We start from the raw sequence: 19,443 nt of genomic DNA on the forward strand, positions 1-19,443 counted from the left end.
GCAGGTGAAACCGATAGCGCAGGTGAAACCTTACCGGAGCTAGTTAGCGGGCCAGTTGCCATGTTACCTGATCAAAGCGGCGCGAGCGAAGCGGCTACAGTGTCCTCTGCCGCGCGTCATCCGGATGCAGCAGCGATCGCCGAACAGGTCGAGATCCAGGCAGCCTATGGCGGCTATCTCGCGCGACAGCTGGATGAGGTCGAGCGTCAGCGTGGGCAGGAGGCGCGCTCGCTGCCGGTCGATTTCGATTACGAGAAGGTTCGCGGCTTATCGTCAGAGGTATCGGAGAAACTGCGGCGGGTGCGGCCCACAACCTTGGGCCAGGCCGCGCGGATTCCGGGGGTGACCCCGGCAGCGGTGTCGCTCCTGCTGATCCATCTCAAGCGGCTGAGTGCCTGATCGAGCTGCGTATCCCATATCCCATATCCCATATCCCATATCCCGTTGAGATCAGATTCATGAGACTCGATTCGCGTGGCTGTTGATCCTTCGGCGCTGCGAGCCCAGCTCGACGCCGGGTTGGCGGCAATGCCGGCGGAGATCGGCCATGCCCTCGACCAGCCCGCGCGTGACCGGCTGATCCAGTATCTGCAGCTGCTCGGGCGGTGGAATCAGGCCTATAACCTGACCGCGATCCGTGATCCGCGCGAGCAGGTCGCGCGGCATCTGCTCGACAGTCTGGCGGTGCTGCCTTGGTTGACCCGCGGGCCGGTGCTGGACTTGGGCACCGGTGCCGGGCTTCCCGGTATTCCTCTGGCCACGGCGCGGCCGGACCTGGACTTCACCCTGCTGGATAGCAATGGCAAAAAGACGCGGTTCGTGCGTCAGGCGGTGTTGGATCTCGGCCTAAAGAATGTCGAGGTGATCCAGATTCGACTTGAGGCGTACCGGCCGGAGCGCAAATTCGCTACTATTGTCGCCCGCGCTTTAGCGTCGCTGCCGAGCCTCTGCGCCAGCGCCCAGGGCTTATCGCTCGCAGATGGCCGCCTGCTGGCGTTGAAGGGCCGTTTGGCTGAGGACGAGCTGGCGGCGCTGATCGCAAGCCGGAGCAGCGCTGAGTCCGATGCATCGCTAGCGACTGAGGCTCGGCTCGGCGAGCCCCGTCTCCACCCCCTCGTTGTTCCTGGTGTCGACGGCGAGCGTTCCCTGATTGAAGTTCCCCTCGACGGCAGTATCCATGTCTAGTATCCGAACCATCGCCATCGCCAACCAAAAAGGCGGTGTTGGCAAGACAACGACGGCGGTCAATCTAGCGGCCTCGCTGGCTGCGATTGGTCGGCGCGTGCTTTTGGTCGACCTCGATCCCCAGGGCAATGCGACCATGGGCGTCGGGGTCGATAAGAACGGACTCGAGCGCACCGGCTGTGATCTCCTGATGGGCGAGGCCGGCTTCGCTGATTGTGTGGTGCGGATCGAGGCCCCGGCGCCGGGGTTTGATCTGCTGCCCTCGAACGGCGATATGACCGCTGCCGAGGTCGGGCTGATGCAGTCTGACCAGCGAGAGCGGGCCTTGGCGGAGGCGCTGGCCAGTGTCGCCGATGCCTACGAGATCGTGCTCGTCGATTGTCCGCCCTCGTTGAACATGCTGACAGTGAATGCGTTGGTCGCCGCTGACGGGGTCCTGATCCCGATTCAGTGCGAGTACTACGCGCTGGAAGGGTTGTCAGCGCTGCTCGATACGGTCGAGCAGATCCGCGGCAGCCGCAATGCCGGGCTGCGCATCGAGGGCATCCTCCGTACCATGCATGATCCGCGTAACAATCTCGCCAATCAGGTCTCGACCCAGCTGGTGACGCATTTCACCGCTGAGGTCTATCGCACCATCATCCCGCGCAATGTGCGGCTGGCCGAGGCACCCAGCCATGGGCTGCCGGCGCTGCTCTACGATCAGAGTTCGCGCGGCGCTGTTGCCTATCAAGCCTTGGCGAGCGAGGTGTTGCGGCGGCGCGAGCGCACGCCGAGCGCGGCCTAGCGGCTTGCCGTGCCATCGTCTCGCTATCGTCTCGCTATCTCGGAGCCTCAGTGCCGATGACAGTTGCTAAGAAGAAAGGATTGGGCCGTGGGCTCGATGCATTGCTTGGCGGGGCGCGCGAGTCTGCCCTGCCGGAATCCCTGCCGGAATCCGACGCGGAGCTAACGCCCGTTATGGCTGAAGCGCTCATCGCCCCGGTCGTCGGCGAGGCGGTGCGTGAGCTGCCGTTGGACCAGATCCAGCGGGGGCGTTATCAGCCGCGACGCGATTTCGATGAGGAGCGCTTGCGCGAGCTCGCCGACTCAATCGCGGCCCAAGGTGTGATTCAGCCGATCGTGGTGCGCTCAGTCGAGCCCGGGCGCTACGAGATCGTTGCTGGCGAGCGCCGTTGGCGTGCGAGCCAGCAAGCAGGGCTCGAGCGTATCCCGGTGGTGGTGCGTGATGTCACCGAACAGGCTGCGCTGGCCATCGCGCTGATCGAGAACATTCAGCGCGATGACCTGCATCCGCTCGAGGAGGCCGGTGCGCTTCGGCGTCTACTGGACGAGTTCGGCCTCAGCCATCTGCAGGTGGCCGAGGCGGTGGGTAAGTCCCGCAGTACGGTGACGAATCTGCTGCGCCTGCTCGAACTCGAGGATGAGGTCAAGACGCTCTTGGACGACAGGCGCCTCGAGATGGGGCATGCGCGCGCGCTGCTCGGCCTCCGTGGAGAGCAGCAGATCAAGGCTGCGCGCCAAGTAGTCATGCAGGGGCTCTCGGTGCGCGACACCGAGCGCTTGATTCGCCGCCTACAAACCGATGCCGATGATCCGCCCGTGAGCCATACCGAGCCGGCGCCGGACCCGAACATCCGCCAACTGCAAGACGCTCTTGCCGAGCGTCTTGGGGCGCGGGTGGCGATCAAGCACGGCAGCAAGGGGACGGGCCGGCTGGTGATCAACTACAACAGCCTCGACGAGCTTGACGGCATCCTGGCACATATCCGCTAGCCAAAAGGGCATAAGCAATCTCGATGGGCCCTATCGATATAAAACAGTTTATGGCTGCATCAGGGCAAACGCTGTGTCGCTTCTTCACACTGTTTTTAAAGAGATTTTATTGTTTTTAGGTGGCTTACTGTCCCCTGAAGCCGGTGCTATTTTGGCGCCGTGAGCGGTTCTCCGTCGCCCATAGGCGTTGACCCGAATATTCAGCAGAACTTATACTCCTCGGGCTTTAGGAGGGCGGCCACATTTCAACCCACGCCGACAGTCTGAGTATTCCAGACCGCGTACAGCTCAAACGGCTGCTCGTCTGGCAGGGTATTGTGGCAGTGATGGTCGTATCGGCCGCCTTCCCGTTCGGTCTGGATGTAGTGCGCTCAGCAGCCGTTGGCGCTGGCGCCTGCCTCCTCGCGAATTGGTACTTCGCATACCGCGTCTTTCAGCGCTACCAAGCGCAAGAGCCGGGACGTTTGCTCGCTCGCATCTATGGCGCCGAGCTCGCGAAGATTGCAATTGCCCTAGCCGTTTTCGGCCTGGCGTTCGCACTGCTGGACGACCTAAGACCGCTGGCGCTATTTGGCGCTTACTTGGCGGTCCAAATGGTGCCAGCGGTGCTCGCGCAGCGCCCGGATGCACGCTCGAATAGCTAAGAAGAGACCTCATCGATGGCCACCGCAGAGCTTACCGCTAGCGACTACATCCAGCATCACTTGACCAACCTCACGCTGGGTTGGCTGCCGGATCAAGGTCTTGTCTTCGCGCACAATGCTGATGAGGCCGCCGCCATGGGCTTCTGGGCGTTGCATGTCGACAGCTTGCTCTGGTCGATCGGCCTCGGCTATCTGTTCCTCATTGGCTTCCGCAAGGTTGCCGACAATGTGACGGCCGGCGTTCCGGGCAAGGCACAGAATTTCGTTGAGATGATCATTGATTTCGTCAACGAGAACGTGCGCGGCTCCTTCAGCGCGAAGAACGATATGGTCGCTCCCCTAGCGCTCACTATCTTCGCCTGGGTCTTCTTGATGAATCTGATGGACCTGGTTCCGGTGGACCTGATTCCATGGGCCTTCGGTCAATTCATGTCTCTGTTTGGTGCTGATCCGCATCATGTGTTCATGCGTGTGGTTCCAACCACCGACCCGAACGTGACCTTCGGCATGGCCCTCGCCGTCTTCTTCATGGTGCTGTACTACAGCATCAAGATAAAGGGCGTGGGGGGCTTCGTTGGCGAGTTGACCCTACACCCATTCGGTAAGTTCGGCATCCCGGCCAACCTGATCCTCGAAGGCATCAGCCTGCTGTCGAAGCCGCTCTCGCTCTCGCTGCGACTGTTCGGAAACATGTATGCCGGCGAGATGATCTTCATTCTCGTGGCGCTGATGTACGGCCATAACATCGTGCTGAGCCTGGGTGGCGGCGCACTGCAGTTGGCTTGGGCGATCTTCCATATCCTGATCATCACCCTGCAGGCCTTTATCTTCATGGTGCTGACCATCGTCTATCTCGACATGGCTCATCAGACCGATCACTGATCTTTACTTTCACTGATCTTTCATTTCACTGATCTTTCCGATCACTCAACGCTCTCCCGAGGGGGAATTCAAATGGAAATCGCAGAAGCTCTTATCATCGTCGCGGCCGGTCTGATGCTGGGTCTTGGTGCCATTGGTGCCGGTGTGGGTATCGGTGTCCTCGGTGGCCGTTTTCTTGAAGGCGCTGCCCGCCAGCCTGAGCTGATCCCGATGCTGCGCACCCAATTCTTCATCGTCATGGGTCTGACCGACGCGCTGCCAGTCATCGCTATCGCGATGGGTCTGTACGCGATGTTCGCACTCTGATCTCGTCTCGTCCCGGACGGACAGCAACGCTCACCGCGCGTCCCCCAACGAGGCAATAGGATGAACATCAATCTGACCCTCATCAGCCAGATGATCGCATTCGCGATCTTCGTGGCGTTTTGTATGAAATACGTCTGGCCGCCGATCATGAAGGCGCTAGACGAGCGGGCGACCAAGATCGCCGAAGGCTTGGCAGCCGCCGAGCGTGGCCAGCAAGAGCAAGAGATTGGCCGCCAGAAGGCCCTGGAAGAGATGAAAGCGGCAAAGGCTAAGGCGGCCGATATCGTTGCTCAGGCCCAGAAGCGTTACAACGAGGTCATGGATGAGGCCAAGCGTGATGCACAGGGCGAGGCCGATCGCATCAAAACGGCGGCCCATGCCGAGATCGAGCAGGAAACCAATCGGGCGCGCGAGGAATTGCGTGAGCGCATGGCCGCGCTGGCCGTGGCCGCTGCCGAGAAGGTCTTGGAAAAAGAGATCGATGCCAGTGCGCACAAGGCACTGATCGACTCCTTCGCAAAACAGCTTTAGGACGCGTCAATGGCCGGAGACAGCACAACCATCGCGCGACCCTATGCCGAGGCCGCCTTCGAGGTGGCCCGCGCCAGCAAGCAGCTCGATGCTTGGTCCGACGCCCTAGCCAAGCTTGCCGACATTGTTGCTGATCCGCAGGTCGCCTCCCAGATCGGGAATCCGAATCTCAGTGATCGCGAACTGGTGGATCTGCTCTTTGCGGTCGCTGGCGAGGGGTTGAGCGTCGAGGTCCAGAATCTGGTCCGTCTGCTCGCCGAAAATGAGCGGCTGACGGTCTTGCCCGATCTCGCTCGCCTCTTTGAGGCCCGCAAAACCGCGGTCCAGGGTGTTCGCCACATCCAGATCCGCAGCGCTTATGCACTGTCGGCTGCAGAGCAGAAGACCCTTCAGTCGTCACTGAAGAGCCACTTTGGCGCTGAGGTCGAGCTGACGGTCGAGGAAGACTCAAGCCTCATCGGCGGTCTCGAAGTCCGCGCCGACGACGTCGTTATCGACGGCTCGGTGCGTGGCAGGCTGCAGCAGCTGGCTAACGAATTGCAATTCTGAACGGGACACCGCCATGCAACTCAATCCCTCCGAGATCAGTGATCTCATCAAACAGAAGATCGAGCAGTTCGACATCAAGACCGAGGCGCGAGCCGAAGGCACGATTGTCAGCTTGACCGATGGTATCGTCCGCATCTACGGGCTCTCTGACGCCCAGTACTACGAGATGCTGGAGTTCCCGAACAACACCTTCGGGCTCGCGCTGAACTTGGAGCGGGACTCGGTGGGCGCCGTTATCCTCGGCGACTACACGCATCTCTCCGAAGGCGACTGGGCGCGCTGCACCGGCCGCGTGCTCGAGGTGCCGGTGGGTGAGGGCCTGCTCGGTCGCGTGGTTGATCCGCTCGGAACGCCGCTCGATGGCAAAGGCCCGGTCAAGGCTGAGGCGCAGTCGTCGATCGAAAAGATCGCCCCCGGCGTTATCGCACGTCAGTCGGTCGATCAGCCAATGCAGACCGGCCTCAAGGCCATCGACGCCATGGTTCCGGTCGGCCGCGGCCAGCGCGAGTTGATCATCGGTGACCGCCAGACCGGTAAGACCGCCGTCGCCCTGGATGCGATCATCAATCAGAAGGGCACCGGCGTTAAGTGTATCTACGTCGCTGTCGGCCAGAAGAACTCATCGGTCGCCGCGGTGCAGCGCAAGCTCGAAGAGTTTGGCGCGATGGAGCACACCATCATCGTCCACGCTGGCGCTTCGGATTCAGCGGCGCTGCAGTTCATCGCACCCTACTCGGGCTGCGCAATGGGCGAGTATTTCCGCGATAAGGGCGAAGACGCGCTGATCGTCTACGACGATCTGACCAAGCAGGCCTGGGCCTATCGTCAGGTCTCGTTGCTGCTGCGTCGTCCGCCGGGTCGTGAGGCCTATCCGGGTGATGTGTTCTATCTGCATTCGCGTCTGCTCGAGCGTGCCGCGCGCGTCAACGCCGACTACGTCGAGAAGGCCACGGGCGGTAAGGTCAAGGGAAAGACCGGCTCCCTGACCGCGCTACCGATCATCGAGACCCAGGCCGGTGACGTCTCGGCCTTCGTCCCCACCAACGTCATCTCGATCACCGACGGTCAGATCTTCCTCGAGAGTGATCTGTTCAACGCTGGCATTCGGCCTGCGATCAACGCCGGTCTCTCGGTATCGCGTGTTGGTGGTGCGGCTCAGACCAAGATCATCAAGAAGCTCGGCGGTGGTATCCGTCTGGCACTGGCGCAGTTCCGTGAGCTGGCGGCCTTCTCGCAGTTTGCATCGGATCTTGATGAGGCGACGCGCAAGCAACTCGAGCGCGGCGAGCGCGTGACCGAACTGATGAAGCAGCTGCAGTATCATCCGCTGAATGTCGGTGAGATGGCCGTCTCGCTGTTCGCGGCGAATGAAGGCTATCTCGACGACGTCGACGTGAAGAAGGTCGTCGACTTCGAGCGTGCCCTGCAGAGCTATATGTCCAGCAGTCACAAGGCGCTGCTCGACGACATCAACGCCTCGGGCAAATACGACGACGAGGTTCAGAGCGCGCTGCACAGTGCGCTGAAGGACTTCAAGGCCAACAACACCTGGTGATGTGCCGGCCCGGGCAGACGTCCGGGCGGCGCGACAGGTGAGTTTGGCTCAACCGAGATAGAGGTCTGGCGTGAGCGCGTCCATCCGGGCGCGCCCGCTCACACACGGAGCACGCAATGGCAGGCGCCAAAGAGATCCGCACCAAGATTTCGAGCATCAAGAGTACCCAAAAGATCACGGGTGCGATGGAGATGGTCGCGACCTCAAAGATGCGTAAGGCGCAAGAGCGTATGCATGCTTCGCGTCCCTATGCAGAAAAGATGCTGCAGGTGATTCGCCACCTGGCGAAGGCATCGCCCGAGTATCGACACAGCTTCATGGCCGAGCAGCGCGAGATCAAGCGCGTCGGCTACATTGTCGTCTCCTCGGACCGAGGCCTGTGTGGCGGCTTGAACAGCAATCTGTTCCGGCGCCTGGTGGCCAGCATCAAAGAGCAAAAGACGCAAGGTATCGAGCCGGTCTTTTGCACGATCGGTGGCAAGGCCCTAGGCTTTTTCCGCCGTTTTGGCGGCAAGGTCGAGGCACAGGTCACGCAGCTTGGTGACAAGCCGCACATCGAGGACCTGATCGGCACCGTCAAGGTGATGCTCAACGCCTTCGAGAACGGTGAGGTCGACGCGGTTTACGTCGTCTACAACGAATTCGTCAACACCATGACGCAACAGCCGATGATTCGGCAACTCGTGCCCTTGCAAGCCGGCGACGAAGAGCGACCGACGGGGCCGGTCTGGGACTATCTCTACGAGCCAGATGCGAGGTTGGTCCTCGACAGTCTGCTGACCCGCTATATCGAGTCCCTGGTCTATCAGGCCGTGGTCGAGAACGGTGCCTGCGAGCAGGCCGCGCGTCGCGTGGCGATGAAGGCGGCCTCCGACAACGCTGGCGACCTGATCGACGAGCTCCAGCTGGTCTATAACAAGGCGCGCCAGGCGGCGATCACGCAAGAGCTGTCCGAGATCGTCAGCGGCGCAGCCGCCGTTGGCTAACGACCGATCTTGCTCGCGAGTTGTCAGGGCAAGCGCTTCTGATCGCGACGGCAACCGACTTCAAGGTAAACACGCCCTTGCGAACAGCCGCAAGGCAGAACAGAGGAATCCGCTATGAGTTCCGGTAAGGTGGTGGAAATCATTGGCGCCGTCGTCGACGTTCAGTTCCCGCGCGACGCGATGCCGAAGGTCTACGATGCGCTGCAGGTCGACTCGACCGGTCTGACGCTTGAGGTCCAGGCACAGCTTGGTGATGGTGTCGTGCGCACAATCGCGATGGGCTCGACCGACGGCCTCAAGCGTGGCATCGATGCGAGTAACACCGGTGCGCCGATCTCGGTGCCGGTCGGTCCGAAGACCCTCGGGCGCATCATGGACGTGCTTGGCAAGCCGATCGACGAGAAGGGCGACATCGGCGCCGAGGAATCTTGGCCGATCCATCGCGACTCGCCCTCGTTTGAGGAGCAGGCCGGTGCGACCGAGATCCTCGAGACCGGCATCAAGGTCATCGACCTGATCATGCCGATCGCCAAAGGCGGCAAGGTTGGCCTCTTCGGTGGTGCCGGCGTCGGCAAGACCGTCACGCTGATGGAGCTGATCCGCAACATCGGCGCCGAGCACTCGGGCTTCTCGGTGTTCGCTGGTGTCGGTGAGCGTACCCGCGAGGGTAACGACTTTTACCATGAGATGACCGAATCCAACGTCTTGGACAAGGTTGCCCTGGTCTACGGTCAGATGAATGAGCCTCCGGGCAACCGTCTGCGCGTGGCGCTGACCGGCCTCACCATGGCCGAGTACTTCCGTGAGGAAGGTCGTGACGTGCTGATGTTCATCGACAACATCTACCGTTACACCCTGGCCGGCACCGAGGTCTCGGCATTGCTGGGCCGCATGCCGTCGGCCGTGGGCTATCAGCCAACGCTGGCCTCTGAGATGGGCGCCCTGCAGGAGCGCATCACCTCGACCCACACCGGCTCGATCACCTCGTTCCAGGCCGTTTACGTGCCGGCGGACGATCTCACCGATCCATCGCCAGCTACCACCTTCGCGCATTTGGATGCGACCCTGGTGCTCTCGCGTCAGATTGCCGAGCTGGGTATCTACCCCGCCGTGGACCCGCTGGATTCGACCAGTCGTATCCTCGATCCGAACATCGTCGGCCAAGAGCATTACGATACCGCCCGGGCCGTGCAGGGCACGCTGCAGCGTTATAAGGAGCTGAAGGACATCATCGCCATCCTTGGTATGGATGAGCTGTCCGAGGACGACAAGCTGATCGTTTCCCGCGCGCGGAAGATCCAACGCTTCTTGTCGCAGCCGTTCTTCGTCGCCGAGGTCTTCACCGGCTCGCCCGGCAAGTACGTCAACCTCAAGGACACCATCGCCGGCTTCAAGTCGATCGTCGAAGGTGAGCATGACGGTCTGCCTGAGCAGGCGTTCTACATGGTTGGCTCGATCGACGAGGCCGTCGCCAAAGCGGAGAGCATGTGATCGCATTGCGGTCGCGGAGGGTCTGAATCATGGCAATGACTGTTCACGTCGACATCGTTAGTGCGGAGGGGGCGATCCACTCCGGCCTCGCAGCGATGCTCTACGCACCGGGTGAGATGGGCGAGCTGGGTATCGCAGCGCGTCACGCGCCCTTGATCACCCGGCTCAAGCCCGGCGATGTCCGAGTCGAGGACGACCACGGCAAGCAGGAGCACTTTTACGTCTCCGGCGGCATGCTCGAGGTTCAGCCCGACATCATCACTGTCCTAGCGGACACCGCGATCCGAGCCGAGAACATTGACGAGGCCAAGGCTTTGGAGGCCAAGCGCCGCGCCGAGGATGCACTGGCTGGCCAGACCGCTGAGTTTGAATACGCGAAGGCACAGGCCGAGCTCGCCGAGGCCATCGCTCAGCTGCGCGCGATCGAGAAGCTGCGCAAGATGAGAGGCTGATCGCAACGGCGATCACGCCGAGCTTGATGTCCGATCGACACCCCCGCCTCTAAAGCGGGGGTGTTTTGCTTTGTGGGACTTGAGGCCGCAGAGGCGTTGTGCGATGCGGTTGGGTTATTATCAGCGCTCGCGCCGCGCGCTATAACTGTTAGGCCGCTGACTGTTTGAAGGGGAAGCGTCGATGAAGCTCGGTGTTGTCATTCTTGCCGCCGGTAAGGGGACGCGGATGCGATCCACCCTGCCGAAGGTCCTACATCCACTCGCCGGGCGCCCGTTGTTGGGCCATGTGCTCGATGCGGCTGTGGCCTTGGGTGCGGCGCAGGTGTGTGTCGTCTATGGCCACGGCGGCGCGCAAGTGCCGGCGGCCTTCCCGCAGTCGCAGGCGGTTTGGGTTGAACAAGCCGAACGCTTGGGCACAGGCCATGCCGTTCTGCAGGCGATGCCGGCCATGGCGGCGATGGATCGGGTATTAGTGCTCTATGGCGATGTGCCGCTGATCGAGCCCGAGACCCTCAATCGGCTCGTCGATGACACGGCTGAGACTCGCTTGGGCTTGTTGACCATGGAGCTGACTGATCCGACCGGCTATGGCCGGATCGTGCGCGATAAGAGCAACCGCGTGTTGCGGATCGTCGAGCAGAAGGATGCCAGCACCGCGGAGCGCGCCATCACCGAGGTGAATACAGGCATCATCGTCGCTGAGCGTGCCTGCCTGGCTGATTGGCTCGGCCGGGTTGGTAACGATAACGTGCAGCGCGAATACTACCTCACCGACGTCATTGGGCTGGCGGTTGGCGATGGCGTCGCTGTTGCGACCTGTGCGCCGGAGAGCCCGGAGGAGGTCGCAGGTGTCAACGACCGCGCGCAGCTCGCGCAGCTCGAGCGCCATTATCAACATGGCCTCGCTGAGAAACTGATGCGAGACGGCACCTCACTCGCGGACCCAACGCGCATTGACGTGCGCGGCTCGCTGATCTGTGACCAAGATGTCTTTCTCGACGTCAATCTCATCTGCGAGGGGCGGGTACGCATTGGTGCAAACTGCCGCATCGGGCCGAACTGTTTTCTCAAGGACTGCACCCTTGGCGTCGGGGTCGAAGTGTTCGCCAACTCGATCATCGACGGCGCCACGGTCGCGGCCGGCGCCCGCATTGGGCCCTTCGCCCGCTTGCGGCCGGAGACTGAGATTGCCGAAGATTGCCATATCGGTAACTTCGTTGAGGTCAAAAAGTCTCATATTGCCGCCGGTAGCAAGGTCAATCACCTGAGCTACATTGGTGATGCTGAGATTGGTGCTAGAGTCAACGTCGGCGCTGGCACCATCACCTGCAATTATGACGGCGCGCACAAGCATCTAACCCAGATTGGCGATGGCGCCTTCATTGGCTCGAACACGGCACTGGTCGCGCCAGTGACGGTTGGCACTGGCGCAACCATTGGCGCTGGCTCGGTGATCAGCCGCGACGCCCCGGCGGAAAAGCTGACCCTCACCCGCGCTCGGCAGGCGACGATTGAGGGTTGGCAGCGTCCGGTGAAGTCGTCGAGCTAGGCTTACAGCCGCTTCCCTCGATGACAGCGAGCAGCATCGGCTGAACAGATCCGCGGCCTGGAATCTTCGGGTCCGGCGGTCAAGGTGAACGGCTATAGGAGCTTCTCTATGTGTGGCATCGTTGGCGCCATTGCGCATCGCCCGGTCTCGCCGATCCTCCTCGAAGGCCTTCGGCGCCTCGAGTATCGTGGCTATGACTCGGCAGGGCTTGCCGTCATTCAACCGGATGGACCGATTGGCCGCCTGCGCACGCTGGGTAAGGTCTCGACGCTCAGTGCCGCGCTGGAGGAGCAGCCACTTGCCGGAACCCTCGGCATCGCCCACACGCGCTGGGCGACGCACGGCGAGCCCTCGACGCAGAACGCACATCCGCACATGGCGCGCGAGCGCTGCGCTCTGGTGCACAACGGCATCATCGAGAACCATGAGGTATTACGCCGCGAACAAACCGCAGCCGGTCATCGCTTCACCTCCCAGACCGATACCGAAGTGGTGGTCCATGCGATCTACGACCAGCTCGAGGCCGGCCGGGATCTGACCGAGGCGGTCCGAGAGACCATCGCGCGCCTAGATGGGGCCTACGCCCTTGGGGTCATCGATACCCACTACCCCGATCGGCTCGTGGCCGCGCGCCAAGGCAGTCCGCTCGTTATCGGCGTTGGCTTCCAAGAATACTTCATCGCCTCAGACGTCTTCGCGCTGCTCCCGGTCACCAACCGCTTCATCTTTCTCGAAGAAGGCGATGTTGCTGAGCTGCGTCGCGACCAGCTTCGTATCTGGAACGCCCAGGGCGAGCAGGTCGAGCGGCCGCTGCGTGAATCGTCGGTGGCGGCGGACTCGGCCGAGCGCGGTCAATACCGGCATTTCATGCAGAAGGAGATCTTCGAGCAGCCGCGGGCCGTTGCCGACACCCTCGAGGGTCGGCTCAGCAGTGAAGGCGTGCTGCCCGAGGCCTTCGGGGTCGACGCCGAACAGATATTTACTGAGGCGCAGGCGGTCACCATCGTTGCCTGCGGAACCAGCTACCACGCCGGGCTGGTGGCGCGCTACTGGATCGAATCGCTCGTCGGTCTGCCCTGCAATGTCGAGGTTGCCAGCGAGTACCGGTATCGCAAACATGTGGTGCCGCCGGGCTCGTTGTTCGTGACGATCTCACAATCGGGGGAGACCGCCGATACCCTGGCCGCGCTGCGCATCGCCAAGGAGAGTGGTTACGCGACCACGCTGGCGATCTGCAACGTGCCGGAAAGCAGCCTAGTACGCGAGTCTGATCTGGTGTTGCTGACCCGCGCGGGACCCGAGATCGGTGTTGCCTCAACCAAGGCGTTCACCACCCAGCTGGTGGCGCTGCTGCTGTTGACGCTGACACTGGCGCGTCTGCAGCCGGCGATTCAGGGGGATCAGGCCGATCAGCCCCGACCAGGCGATGACGTCAAGCGGCCTGATGACAAGCGGTCTGATGAACAGGCGCGTGCTGCCCAACAGATTGAGCTGTTACGCTCGCTACCAGCACAGTTGGAGCGTGTTCTCGCGCTCGATGACCAGGTGGCCGCCCTCGCTGAACAATTCGTCGAGAAGCACCATTGCCTCTTTCTCGGCCGCGGCGAAGCCTATCCCATCGCGATGGAAGGGGCGCTCAAGCTCAAAGAGATCTCCTACATTCATGCCGAGGCCTATCCGGCCGGTGAGCTCAAACATGGCCCCTTGGCGCTGATCGACGAGGACATGCCCGTCGTCGTGGTCGCGCCGAACAACGCCCTGCTCGAGAAGCTCAAATCCAACCTCGAGGAGGTCCGCGCCCGCGGCGGCCAGCTCTTTGTCTTTGCCGATAACCAGGTCGCGTTCCAGCAAGGCCCCGGTGTCACCATCATCCGGGTGCCCGAGACCGACGATCTCATTGATCCGCTGGTCTTCACCATCCCGCTGCAACTGCTGGCCTATCACGTCGCCGTGCTGAAGGGCACCGATGTTGATCAGCCTCGCAACCTGGCGAAATCTGTCACAGTAGAATGACCATCAAGGTCCGGGAGGAGGCTCGCATGAAGCCGAGTAACATCCAGGCAAGCCTATTCGGGCTGATACTACTGATGGCCGAAGTCACCGGGGTTATCCACGTCGGCTTGATCACGCCCGGCCATTGTGAACCTGATCAAGCGCTGTTCAATGGCGAAACACAATCCGCTGGGCTGTTAGCGGCATCGTCAGTCGCGGGCGGACGACTGCCCGAGACACGAATCGTCGATGGCTCTGACGCTCAATTAGGTCAGTGGCCTTGGCAGGTTGCCGTTCTCGCGGGCAATTACTTATGCGGTGGCTCCCTCATCTCACCTCACTGGATCGTTACTGCCGCCCATTGCACCTTCGACGGAGCAGGGTGGCCGTTCAATGTGTCGGAAATGCGTGTTAGGGCGGGTTCTCTGAGTTTTCGCTCAGGAGGGCAAACAAGAGAGATTTTCCAGGTTATTCGTCACCCTCAATATAATCCTTTCACATTTGAAAATGATATTGCCTTATTAAGTGTTTCTCAGCCGATCGTTGGTGAATATATTGGAACCATTTCTCCTTTGTTGCCGTCACAGGAGCCGGATTTGGCTCCGAATGGAGGAGATTCCATCGTCATTGGCTGGGGGACGCTTCGTGAAAATGGAGCGGCATCCGACATCCTGCAACAAGTCACGCTACCCCTATTGACCTCAGAGCGATGTCGTCAAACCCTCTATGGCGCGCTGATCACTGAGAACATGCTATGTGCTGGCTTTCTAGAAGGAGGCAAGGATGCTTGCCAAGGTGATAGTGGAGGTCCACTCATGGTTGCTGATCAGGCTAGGGGATATCGGCTAGCCGGAATTGTAAGCTGGGGTAACGGTTGTGCGCGCCCTGGATACCCAGGTGTCTACACCCGAGTATCACGCTATGTTGATTGGATCGAAGGCCAAACAGGGCTTGATTTCGCGCTCACAAGCCGAAGAAACATCTATCGGTTCCAAAACATCCAGAGCGAATCCCACTTTTATACTTCATCCTCGCTGGAGCGTGATTATTTAACCAAGAATTTCCCAGAAAGCTATATTGAAGAAGGACCAGTCTGGAGCGAGCCAACAGATTTAGAAAACGACTCACTGGTGCCTGTCTACCGCTTTCGTCATTCAATCACAGGCTCTTGGTTTTATACGGCCTACAGAGAAGAAAAAGAGAATATTTTAGAGACGCTGCCAGAATGGGGTTATGAGGGCATTGCTTGGTACGCCTATCTCACCCAGGTTTCTGGCACGATACCTGTACACCGGTTTTGGAACAGCCTGGTGCAAGCGCCATTCTATACCGCCAGCGAAGCTGAAAAAGTGTCGATTTTGCAGAACTACCCGCACTTCATCGACCAAGGGATTGCCTGGTTCTCCTATGGCGTCCGCGCTGACAATCCTCAATAAAGCCTGAGTCGCGCCACTTGAACTTGATCTAGGTCAATATGCGACGCCGCCTGCGAGCTAACGCCGTCACAACCATACTGTAGCCATAAAGTTAGACTAAACTGTAAGTCGTAATCGTGGTGTTAGGAGATTTATGATGAAAAAGTTGATTGCGCTTACCCTCTTAGTTAGCTTGGTCGCACCCCTGAAAGCCTTCGCAGAGGACTGGTATGCTGGAGTCACGTTTTTGCAGGCCGAAGGGATGAATGCCTGCGTGATCGCGCGTTTCAAGGCATCGGATGGCTCCTATACCCTGTCCCAGGCAGACGCGCTCTACACGGTGTTGTTCGGGGCATTGGCGGATGTCGATACGGGCGATGTGCTCGTGGATAATCAACTACCGTCTCAGGTACAGGCAGGGGGGAATACTGGAGAGGGGCTGCTCAGCGCTTTCCTCGACAAAGGCACCTCAGTCTGTACCTTCGGTGGTCAACCTGCTGATGCTGTCGGCTTTCTCAGTACCTTCCGCTGTGAGTACCAGAACGAAAACCAGATGTGCTTCCGCTTGTACATCGATGCGGGACAAAATGATTTGTCGATGCTCGGCATCCCGCCCGGAGTTGCCACGATCGGCGGCATGTTCGTTAAACGAGAGCTCTGGGATGTGATCATGACATTGATCATGCAGAACAGCCGAGGTGGTATCGATGTGCTGGGCGGCTACAGTGATGGGCAGTCAAATCTCTTGAATCTCATCATCCCGAGCGCCGGTGAGTGACCGCCTGTAGCAGCAGAGTGATCAAACGAATGCACTGACACTGTCAGCCTAGATAACACGTCAACAACAGGCCCGCTGCATCCACTGATGCGCAACCATTACAGGCGATCGCAGCCGTGGCCGCGCCAACCGGCGCGGCCTTGGGTTATTGCTAACGCGCTTTTGCTATTGTTGTTCTCACAGTCCGCAGGGGCTTGGCATACCTTCACGCATCCTCTCATCGTCGAGGCCGCCTACAATGCCCTGCCTGTTGACATTCAGCAGGCTTTTCGTGATCGCTTAGACGACGTCAAGCGTGGCTCGATCGCCCCCGACTTGCTCGGCGACTGGATCAACCACGAGATCGATCTGCATCCGAGTATCGACTTCAGCCGGCCAGAATCGCTGCTCAATCTTCAGGCGACCGCGGCCCAGGTCGTTGACGAGCTTGGTTCTGGCTCCAGCAGTGCGGCTCAGCGACTCGGTGAGTTCTTCCACTACGCACAAGACCACCTGCATCCGCTCCACACGGGCAACGACCCTCGGGAAACAGCTTTACTGCATCGGCAGCAAGAGCAGCAGACCTATGCCCGCCGCGCTGAGCTGCCGCAGTTCGCCGACCCTGGCATCCGACGCTGGGATCAGGTCATGGCATGGGCCGAGGTCGCGATACCGCGCGCTAATCGCCTCTATTCACCTTGGGTTGAGGCCGCCGTTGCCGAGACCGACAGCTTTCCGCTGGCGGTCAAGGCCTTTCATCAGGCCGTTGCAGATACCCGCGACCTCTGGGTTAGTCTCTGGTATCAGGCCTTCCCCGAACAGGCCCGGATGCACCTGCAGCTTAATCGCACGGCGCTTCAACCTGGCCAAGGCGTCCGCATGACAGTATCGCCATCCATGCCTGCGCTTGACTCCTCCCCTGATCGCGTTGCCGACGCCATCACCAGCCCCGCCATTGAGCTCAGTTGGACTCAGATCACCGATGGCGCTGTCTTAAAAACGGAAGCCCCTGTACTGATCAACAACCAGACCATGGTCGATGCCCCATTGATCGAGGGCGACTACCGACTGACCGCCCAGCACGAAGGCCAGAGCAGCGACGTCTTGGTCAAGGTCAGGCGTCAGCCGTTCTTCGACATCTCGACGCTCGCACCATTGGCCTATGTGCTTGAGGCACGCTGGCCGCACAGTCCCATGCATTTTCGTCAATCCGTACAGCCATGGGACTTCATCGCGGTTGGTGGCTGTCGTGATGACCCGATGACCGAGCTTGAGGAAGGGATCGCATCGCCGTTCATCCCTGGAGACTTCACCCATCTCAGCGTCTACCTTGGCCGCGACGCAGCCGGGCGCCCGATCGCGATGGAACTCACGGATGAGATCAGGCTGCCAGAGATCACCCAACTGCGCATCACAGTCTTGCCCGAGGGGTCCGACGAAGCCCCCGATCGGCTCGGTCTCCCCCAGGTCGAGATTGGCTACCAACACTGCCACTGGCGCTGGTCTCGACCCTTGCAGCCCGCGGATCGCGACGCCGTTGCGGACGCCGCCGATACGCTGATCGCCACCCTCCAGCGCCACTGGCAGAGCGATTTTCCGTACCAGCTTCCATACCTTTGGTCGGGCCAGCTTCTTGACCGTAACGTCTGGCTCATTGATGACGGCCTCGAGCTAGGGGCAAATTGCACCGATTACTGGCTCAGCGTGCTCGAAGAGGTTGCCGGCGTCTGCCTGACCGGCACCCGCATGTCTGCTGCTGAAATCACCGACTTCTTCCAGACTGATCCTATTGGCTCAAAGACCCCGATCCCGGATTTCCTCAATCCCTTGCCCTTCCCGGTCACTGCCAAGGATATTCTCAATCTTGGCTACACAATCATTGACCCACCGCCACATCGTTTCAGCTGTGATGGCACTGAAGAAACCGGCCTGGCCTTTCCGAGCCGCTTCATCCTCAGCCCCGATCTTGGCCAGTCGAGTTTTCTGCCAACCGCCGCCGTGCTGCCGCCTCCGAGTCCTTGGTGGGCCTTGATCAGGCAACTCTATCAGCGGCTCCAGCTAGGCCTTCAGGTTCCACAACAACCCTAACGGATGCCCAACGCGATGGGACCAAGGTGTCCGCTGGAGTGACTGAGCCAACAGCGGTGCGGTGATCTAGCGAACGCCTTCCGCAAGCGCCTCAGCATAAACACCGCTGATGGCCTCTGCGATCGAATCGATCCGAAACTCGCGGGCCAAAGCGAGAGCACCGTTCTGCCCGAGTCTCAGGCGGAGGCTTGGCGCATGAGCAAGATGCTCGAGGGCCTTGGTGAGCGCTGCTGAATCTCCTGGTGGGAACAACAAGCCATTGTCGGCCTTTTCGACCACCCAGCCGGCGCCTGAGCCGGGTATTGCGCTGACCACCACCGGCTTTGCAAAGCGCATCGCCTCAAGCAGCACCATTCCGAAGGCTTCAGTGCGCTCCAGCGATGGTAGACAAAGCAGATCGCAACTGGTGAGAAGCGCTGCGACTTCCGAGTCTGAGCAAGAGCCAAGCAACTGGACACGGTCTCGGAGGCCGAGATCCGAGATCATCTGGCTGAGCAGCGGCGCTCGGTCGCCGCTGCCGACGATCAGGACCTGCGCGTTCGGCATCGCAGCGATGGCACGCAACAACACCTCGTGGCCTTTGTAATAGGTGAGCCGGCCGATCGCGAGCACACGGAGTCGACCAGGCTTCCAATGCTGGGCAACGCGGCCCATAACCTCGGCACTTGGGGCGCAGACTCTGGCCGCGTCGAGGCCGAGCGGGATGATTGTGCAGCGGTCGCGCCACGGCAGCAGCGCCTCGCTCGCCTCGAGGTAGGGCGGGGAGGTCGCAATCACCGCTCGGCTATGCCGCAACAGGCGTTGTTCAAAAGGCCGGTAAAACTGATAGGCTAACGCCAGACGCCGGTCCAACTGTGACGCCACCAAGTCGGCATGCCAATGCACCACCCAAGGCAGCCGCCGCGCGCTCGGCAGGCTCAGTGCAGCCAGGGCCGAGCTATTCGGGAGATGCAGGTGGAGAATGTTCGGCGCAAATTCGCGAATGGCCCGATTGAGCCAAAGCGGAAAGGTCGGCGCGATCGGCACATAGAGCACCCGCCCGAGGCAGGGCGCGCGATAGATCGGCAATGCGCAGCCTGCGTCTGGCGTAACACGGTGCCAACCGGGTTGCTCGTGGTGCACAAGAGCCGCCGCGGATAGTCCAGATGTTTGCTGCGCTTGCAACAAGTCCCACAGGAAGTGCTCCATCCCGCCCGCGAATGGGGGCAGAAATTTGCCGATGTGCAGTACACGCGGCGCGGGCTGGCGAGTTGGTTGTGCGCTCACGAACAAAATGCCGTAGTCA

The 19,443-nt window shown here is 60.7% G+C and carries 18 protein-coding genes and 1 pseudogene; 18 read left to right on the top strand and 1 reads right to left on the bottom strand.

Annotated elements, in window-relative coordinates; genetic code table 11:
• Positions 1–132: 132 nt before the first annotated feature.
• The 18 genes and pseudogenes from gidA to CKO42_RS15990 form a co-directional block, all read left to right on the top strand.
• Positions 133–399: pseudogene (gidA, locus tag CKO42_RS28565) on the top strand (tRNA uridine-5-carboxymethylaminomethyl(34) synthesis enzyme MnmG); the annotation flags it as partial.
• Positions 400–474: 75 nt separating this feature from the next.
• Positions 475–1,185: a 16S rRNA (guanine(527)-N(7))-methyltransferase RsmG gene (gene rsmG / locus CKO42_RS15910; protein WP_200246167.1), complete on the top strand. Its 711-nt coding sequence runs from the start codon at positions 475–477 to the stop codon at positions 1,183–1,185.
• Positions 1,178–1,972, top strand: coding sequence for a ParA family protein (locus tag CKO42_RS15915; protein WP_200246169.1), 795 nt, complete (start codon positions 1,178–1,180; stop codon positions 1,970–1,972). Before rsmG ends, CKO42_RS15915 begins: the two co-directional genes overlap by 8 nt.
• A 56-nt stretch (positions 1,973–2,028) precedes the next feature.
• Positions 2,029–2,961 (top strand): ParB/RepB/Spo0J family partition protein, encoded by a 933-nt coding sequence (locus CKO42_RS15920; protein WP_200246171.1) that lies wholly within the window; start codon positions 2,029–2,031, stop codon positions 2,959–2,961.
• Between the two features lie 296 nt (positions 2,962–3,257).
• Positions 3,258–3,605 (top strand): ATP synthase subunit I, encoded by a 348-nt coding sequence (locus tag CKO42_RS15925; RefSeq protein ID WP_274608928.1) that lies wholly within the window; start codon positions 3,258–3,260, stop codon positions 3,603–3,605.
• Positions 3,606–3,620: 15 nt separating this feature from the next.
• The gene (gene atpB, locus CKO42_RS15930; RefSeq protein ID WP_200246173.1) at positions 3,621–4,487 is read left to right on the top strand and encodes a F0F1 ATP synthase subunit A; all 867 of its coding nucleotides are present in this window, start codon (positions 3,621–3,623) and stop codon (positions 4,485–4,487) included.
• Positions 4,488–4,559: 72 nt separating this feature from the next.
• On the top strand, positions 4,560–4,793 hold the full coding sequence (atpE, locus tag CKO42_RS15935; protein ID WP_200246175.1) for a F0F1 ATP synthase subunit C: 234 nt from the start codon (positions 4,560–4,562) through the stop codon (positions 4,791–4,793).
• 60 nt (positions 4,794–4,853) lie between these two features.
• The gene (locus CKO42_RS15940; RefSeq protein WP_200246177.1) at positions 4,854–5,324 is read left to right on the top strand and encodes a F0F1 ATP synthase subunit B; all 471 of its coding nucleotides are present in this window, start codon (positions 4,854–4,856) and stop codon (positions 5,322–5,324) included.
• A 9-nt stretch (positions 5,325–5,333) separates the two neighbouring features.
• Positions 5,334–5,873, top strand: coding sequence for a F0F1 ATP synthase subunit delta (locus tag CKO42_RS15945; RefSeq protein WP_200246179.1), 540 nt, complete (start codon positions 5,334–5,336; stop codon positions 5,871–5,873).
• A 13-nt stretch (positions 5,874–5,886) separates the two neighbouring features.
• Positions 5,887–7,428, top strand: coding sequence for a F0F1 ATP synthase subunit alpha (gene atpA / locus CKO42_RS15950; RefSeq protein ID WP_200246181.1), 1,542 nt, complete (start codon positions 5,887–5,889; stop codon positions 7,426–7,428).
• Positions 7,429–7,544: 116 nt separating this feature from the next.
• The gene (atpG, locus tag CKO42_RS15955) at positions 7,545–8,414 is read left to right on the top strand and encodes a F0F1 ATP synthase subunit gamma (protein ID WP_200246183.1); all 870 of its coding nucleotides are present in this window, start codon (positions 7,545–7,547) and stop codon (positions 8,412–8,414) included.
• Between the two features lie 114 nt (positions 8,415–8,528).
• Positions 8,529–9,905: a F0F1 ATP synthase subunit beta gene (atpD, locus tag CKO42_RS15960; protein ID WP_200246185.1), complete on the top strand. Its 1,377-nt coding sequence runs from the start codon at positions 8,529–8,531 to the stop codon at positions 9,903–9,905.
• Positions 9,906–9,934: 29 nt separating this feature from the next.
• Positions 9,935–10,357, top strand: coding sequence for a F0F1 ATP synthase subunit epsilon (locus tag CKO42_RS15965; protein ID WP_200246187.1), 423 nt, complete (start codon positions 9,935–9,937; stop codon positions 10,355–10,357).
• 181 nt (positions 10,358–10,538) lie between these two features.
• A complete protein-coding gene (glmU, locus tag CKO42_RS15970; RefSeq protein ID WP_200246189.1) occupies positions 10,539–11,906 on the top strand; it encodes a bifunctional UDP-N-acetylglucosamine diphosphorylase/glucosamine-1-phosphate N-acetyltransferase GlmU in 1,368 nt (455 codons plus the stop codon).
• Positions 11,907–12,014: 108 nt separating this feature from the next.
• Positions 12,015–13,919, top strand: coding sequence for a glutamine--fructose-6-phosphate transaminase (isomerizing) (gene glmS, locus CKO42_RS15975; protein WP_200246191.1), 1,905 nt, complete (start codon positions 12,015–12,017; stop codon positions 13,917–13,919).
• Between the two features lie 26 nt (positions 13,920–13,945).
• Complete coding sequence (locus CKO42_RS15980; protein WP_200246193.1) at positions 13,946–15,334, top strand: trypsin-like serine protease; 1,389 nt, start codon at positions 13,946–13,948, stop codon at positions 15,332–15,334.
• 136 nt (positions 15,335–15,470) lie between these two features.
• Positions 15,471–16,091, top strand: a complete 621-nt coding sequence (locus CKO42_RS15985) for a hypothetical protein (RefSeq protein ID WP_200246194.1) — start codon at positions 15,471–15,473, stop codon at positions 16,089–16,091.
• A gap of 168 nt (positions 16,092–16,259) precedes the next feature.
• Positions 16,260–18,158, top strand: coding sequence for a phospholipase C/P1 nuclease family protein (locus CKO42_RS15990; protein WP_200246196.1), 1,899 nt, complete (start codon positions 16,260–16,262; stop codon positions 18,156–18,158).
• 66 nt (positions 18,159–18,224) lie between these two features.
• On the opposite strand, the gene CKO42_RS15995 is transcribed toward CKO42_RS15990, so the two are convergent.
• On the bottom strand, positions 18,225–19,346 hold the full coding sequence (locus CKO42_RS15995; RefSeq protein WP_200246232.1) for a glycosyltransferase: 1,122 nt from the start codon (positions 19,344–19,346) through the stop codon (positions 18,225–18,227).
• Between the last annotated feature and the right edge of the window lie 97 nt (positions 19,347–19,443).

Source organism: Lamprobacter modestohalophilus (genome assembly GCF_016583905.1).
Lineage (GTDB): Bacteria > Pseudomonadota > Gammaproteobacteria > Chromatiales > Chromatiaceae > Lamprobacter > Lamprobacter modestohalophilus.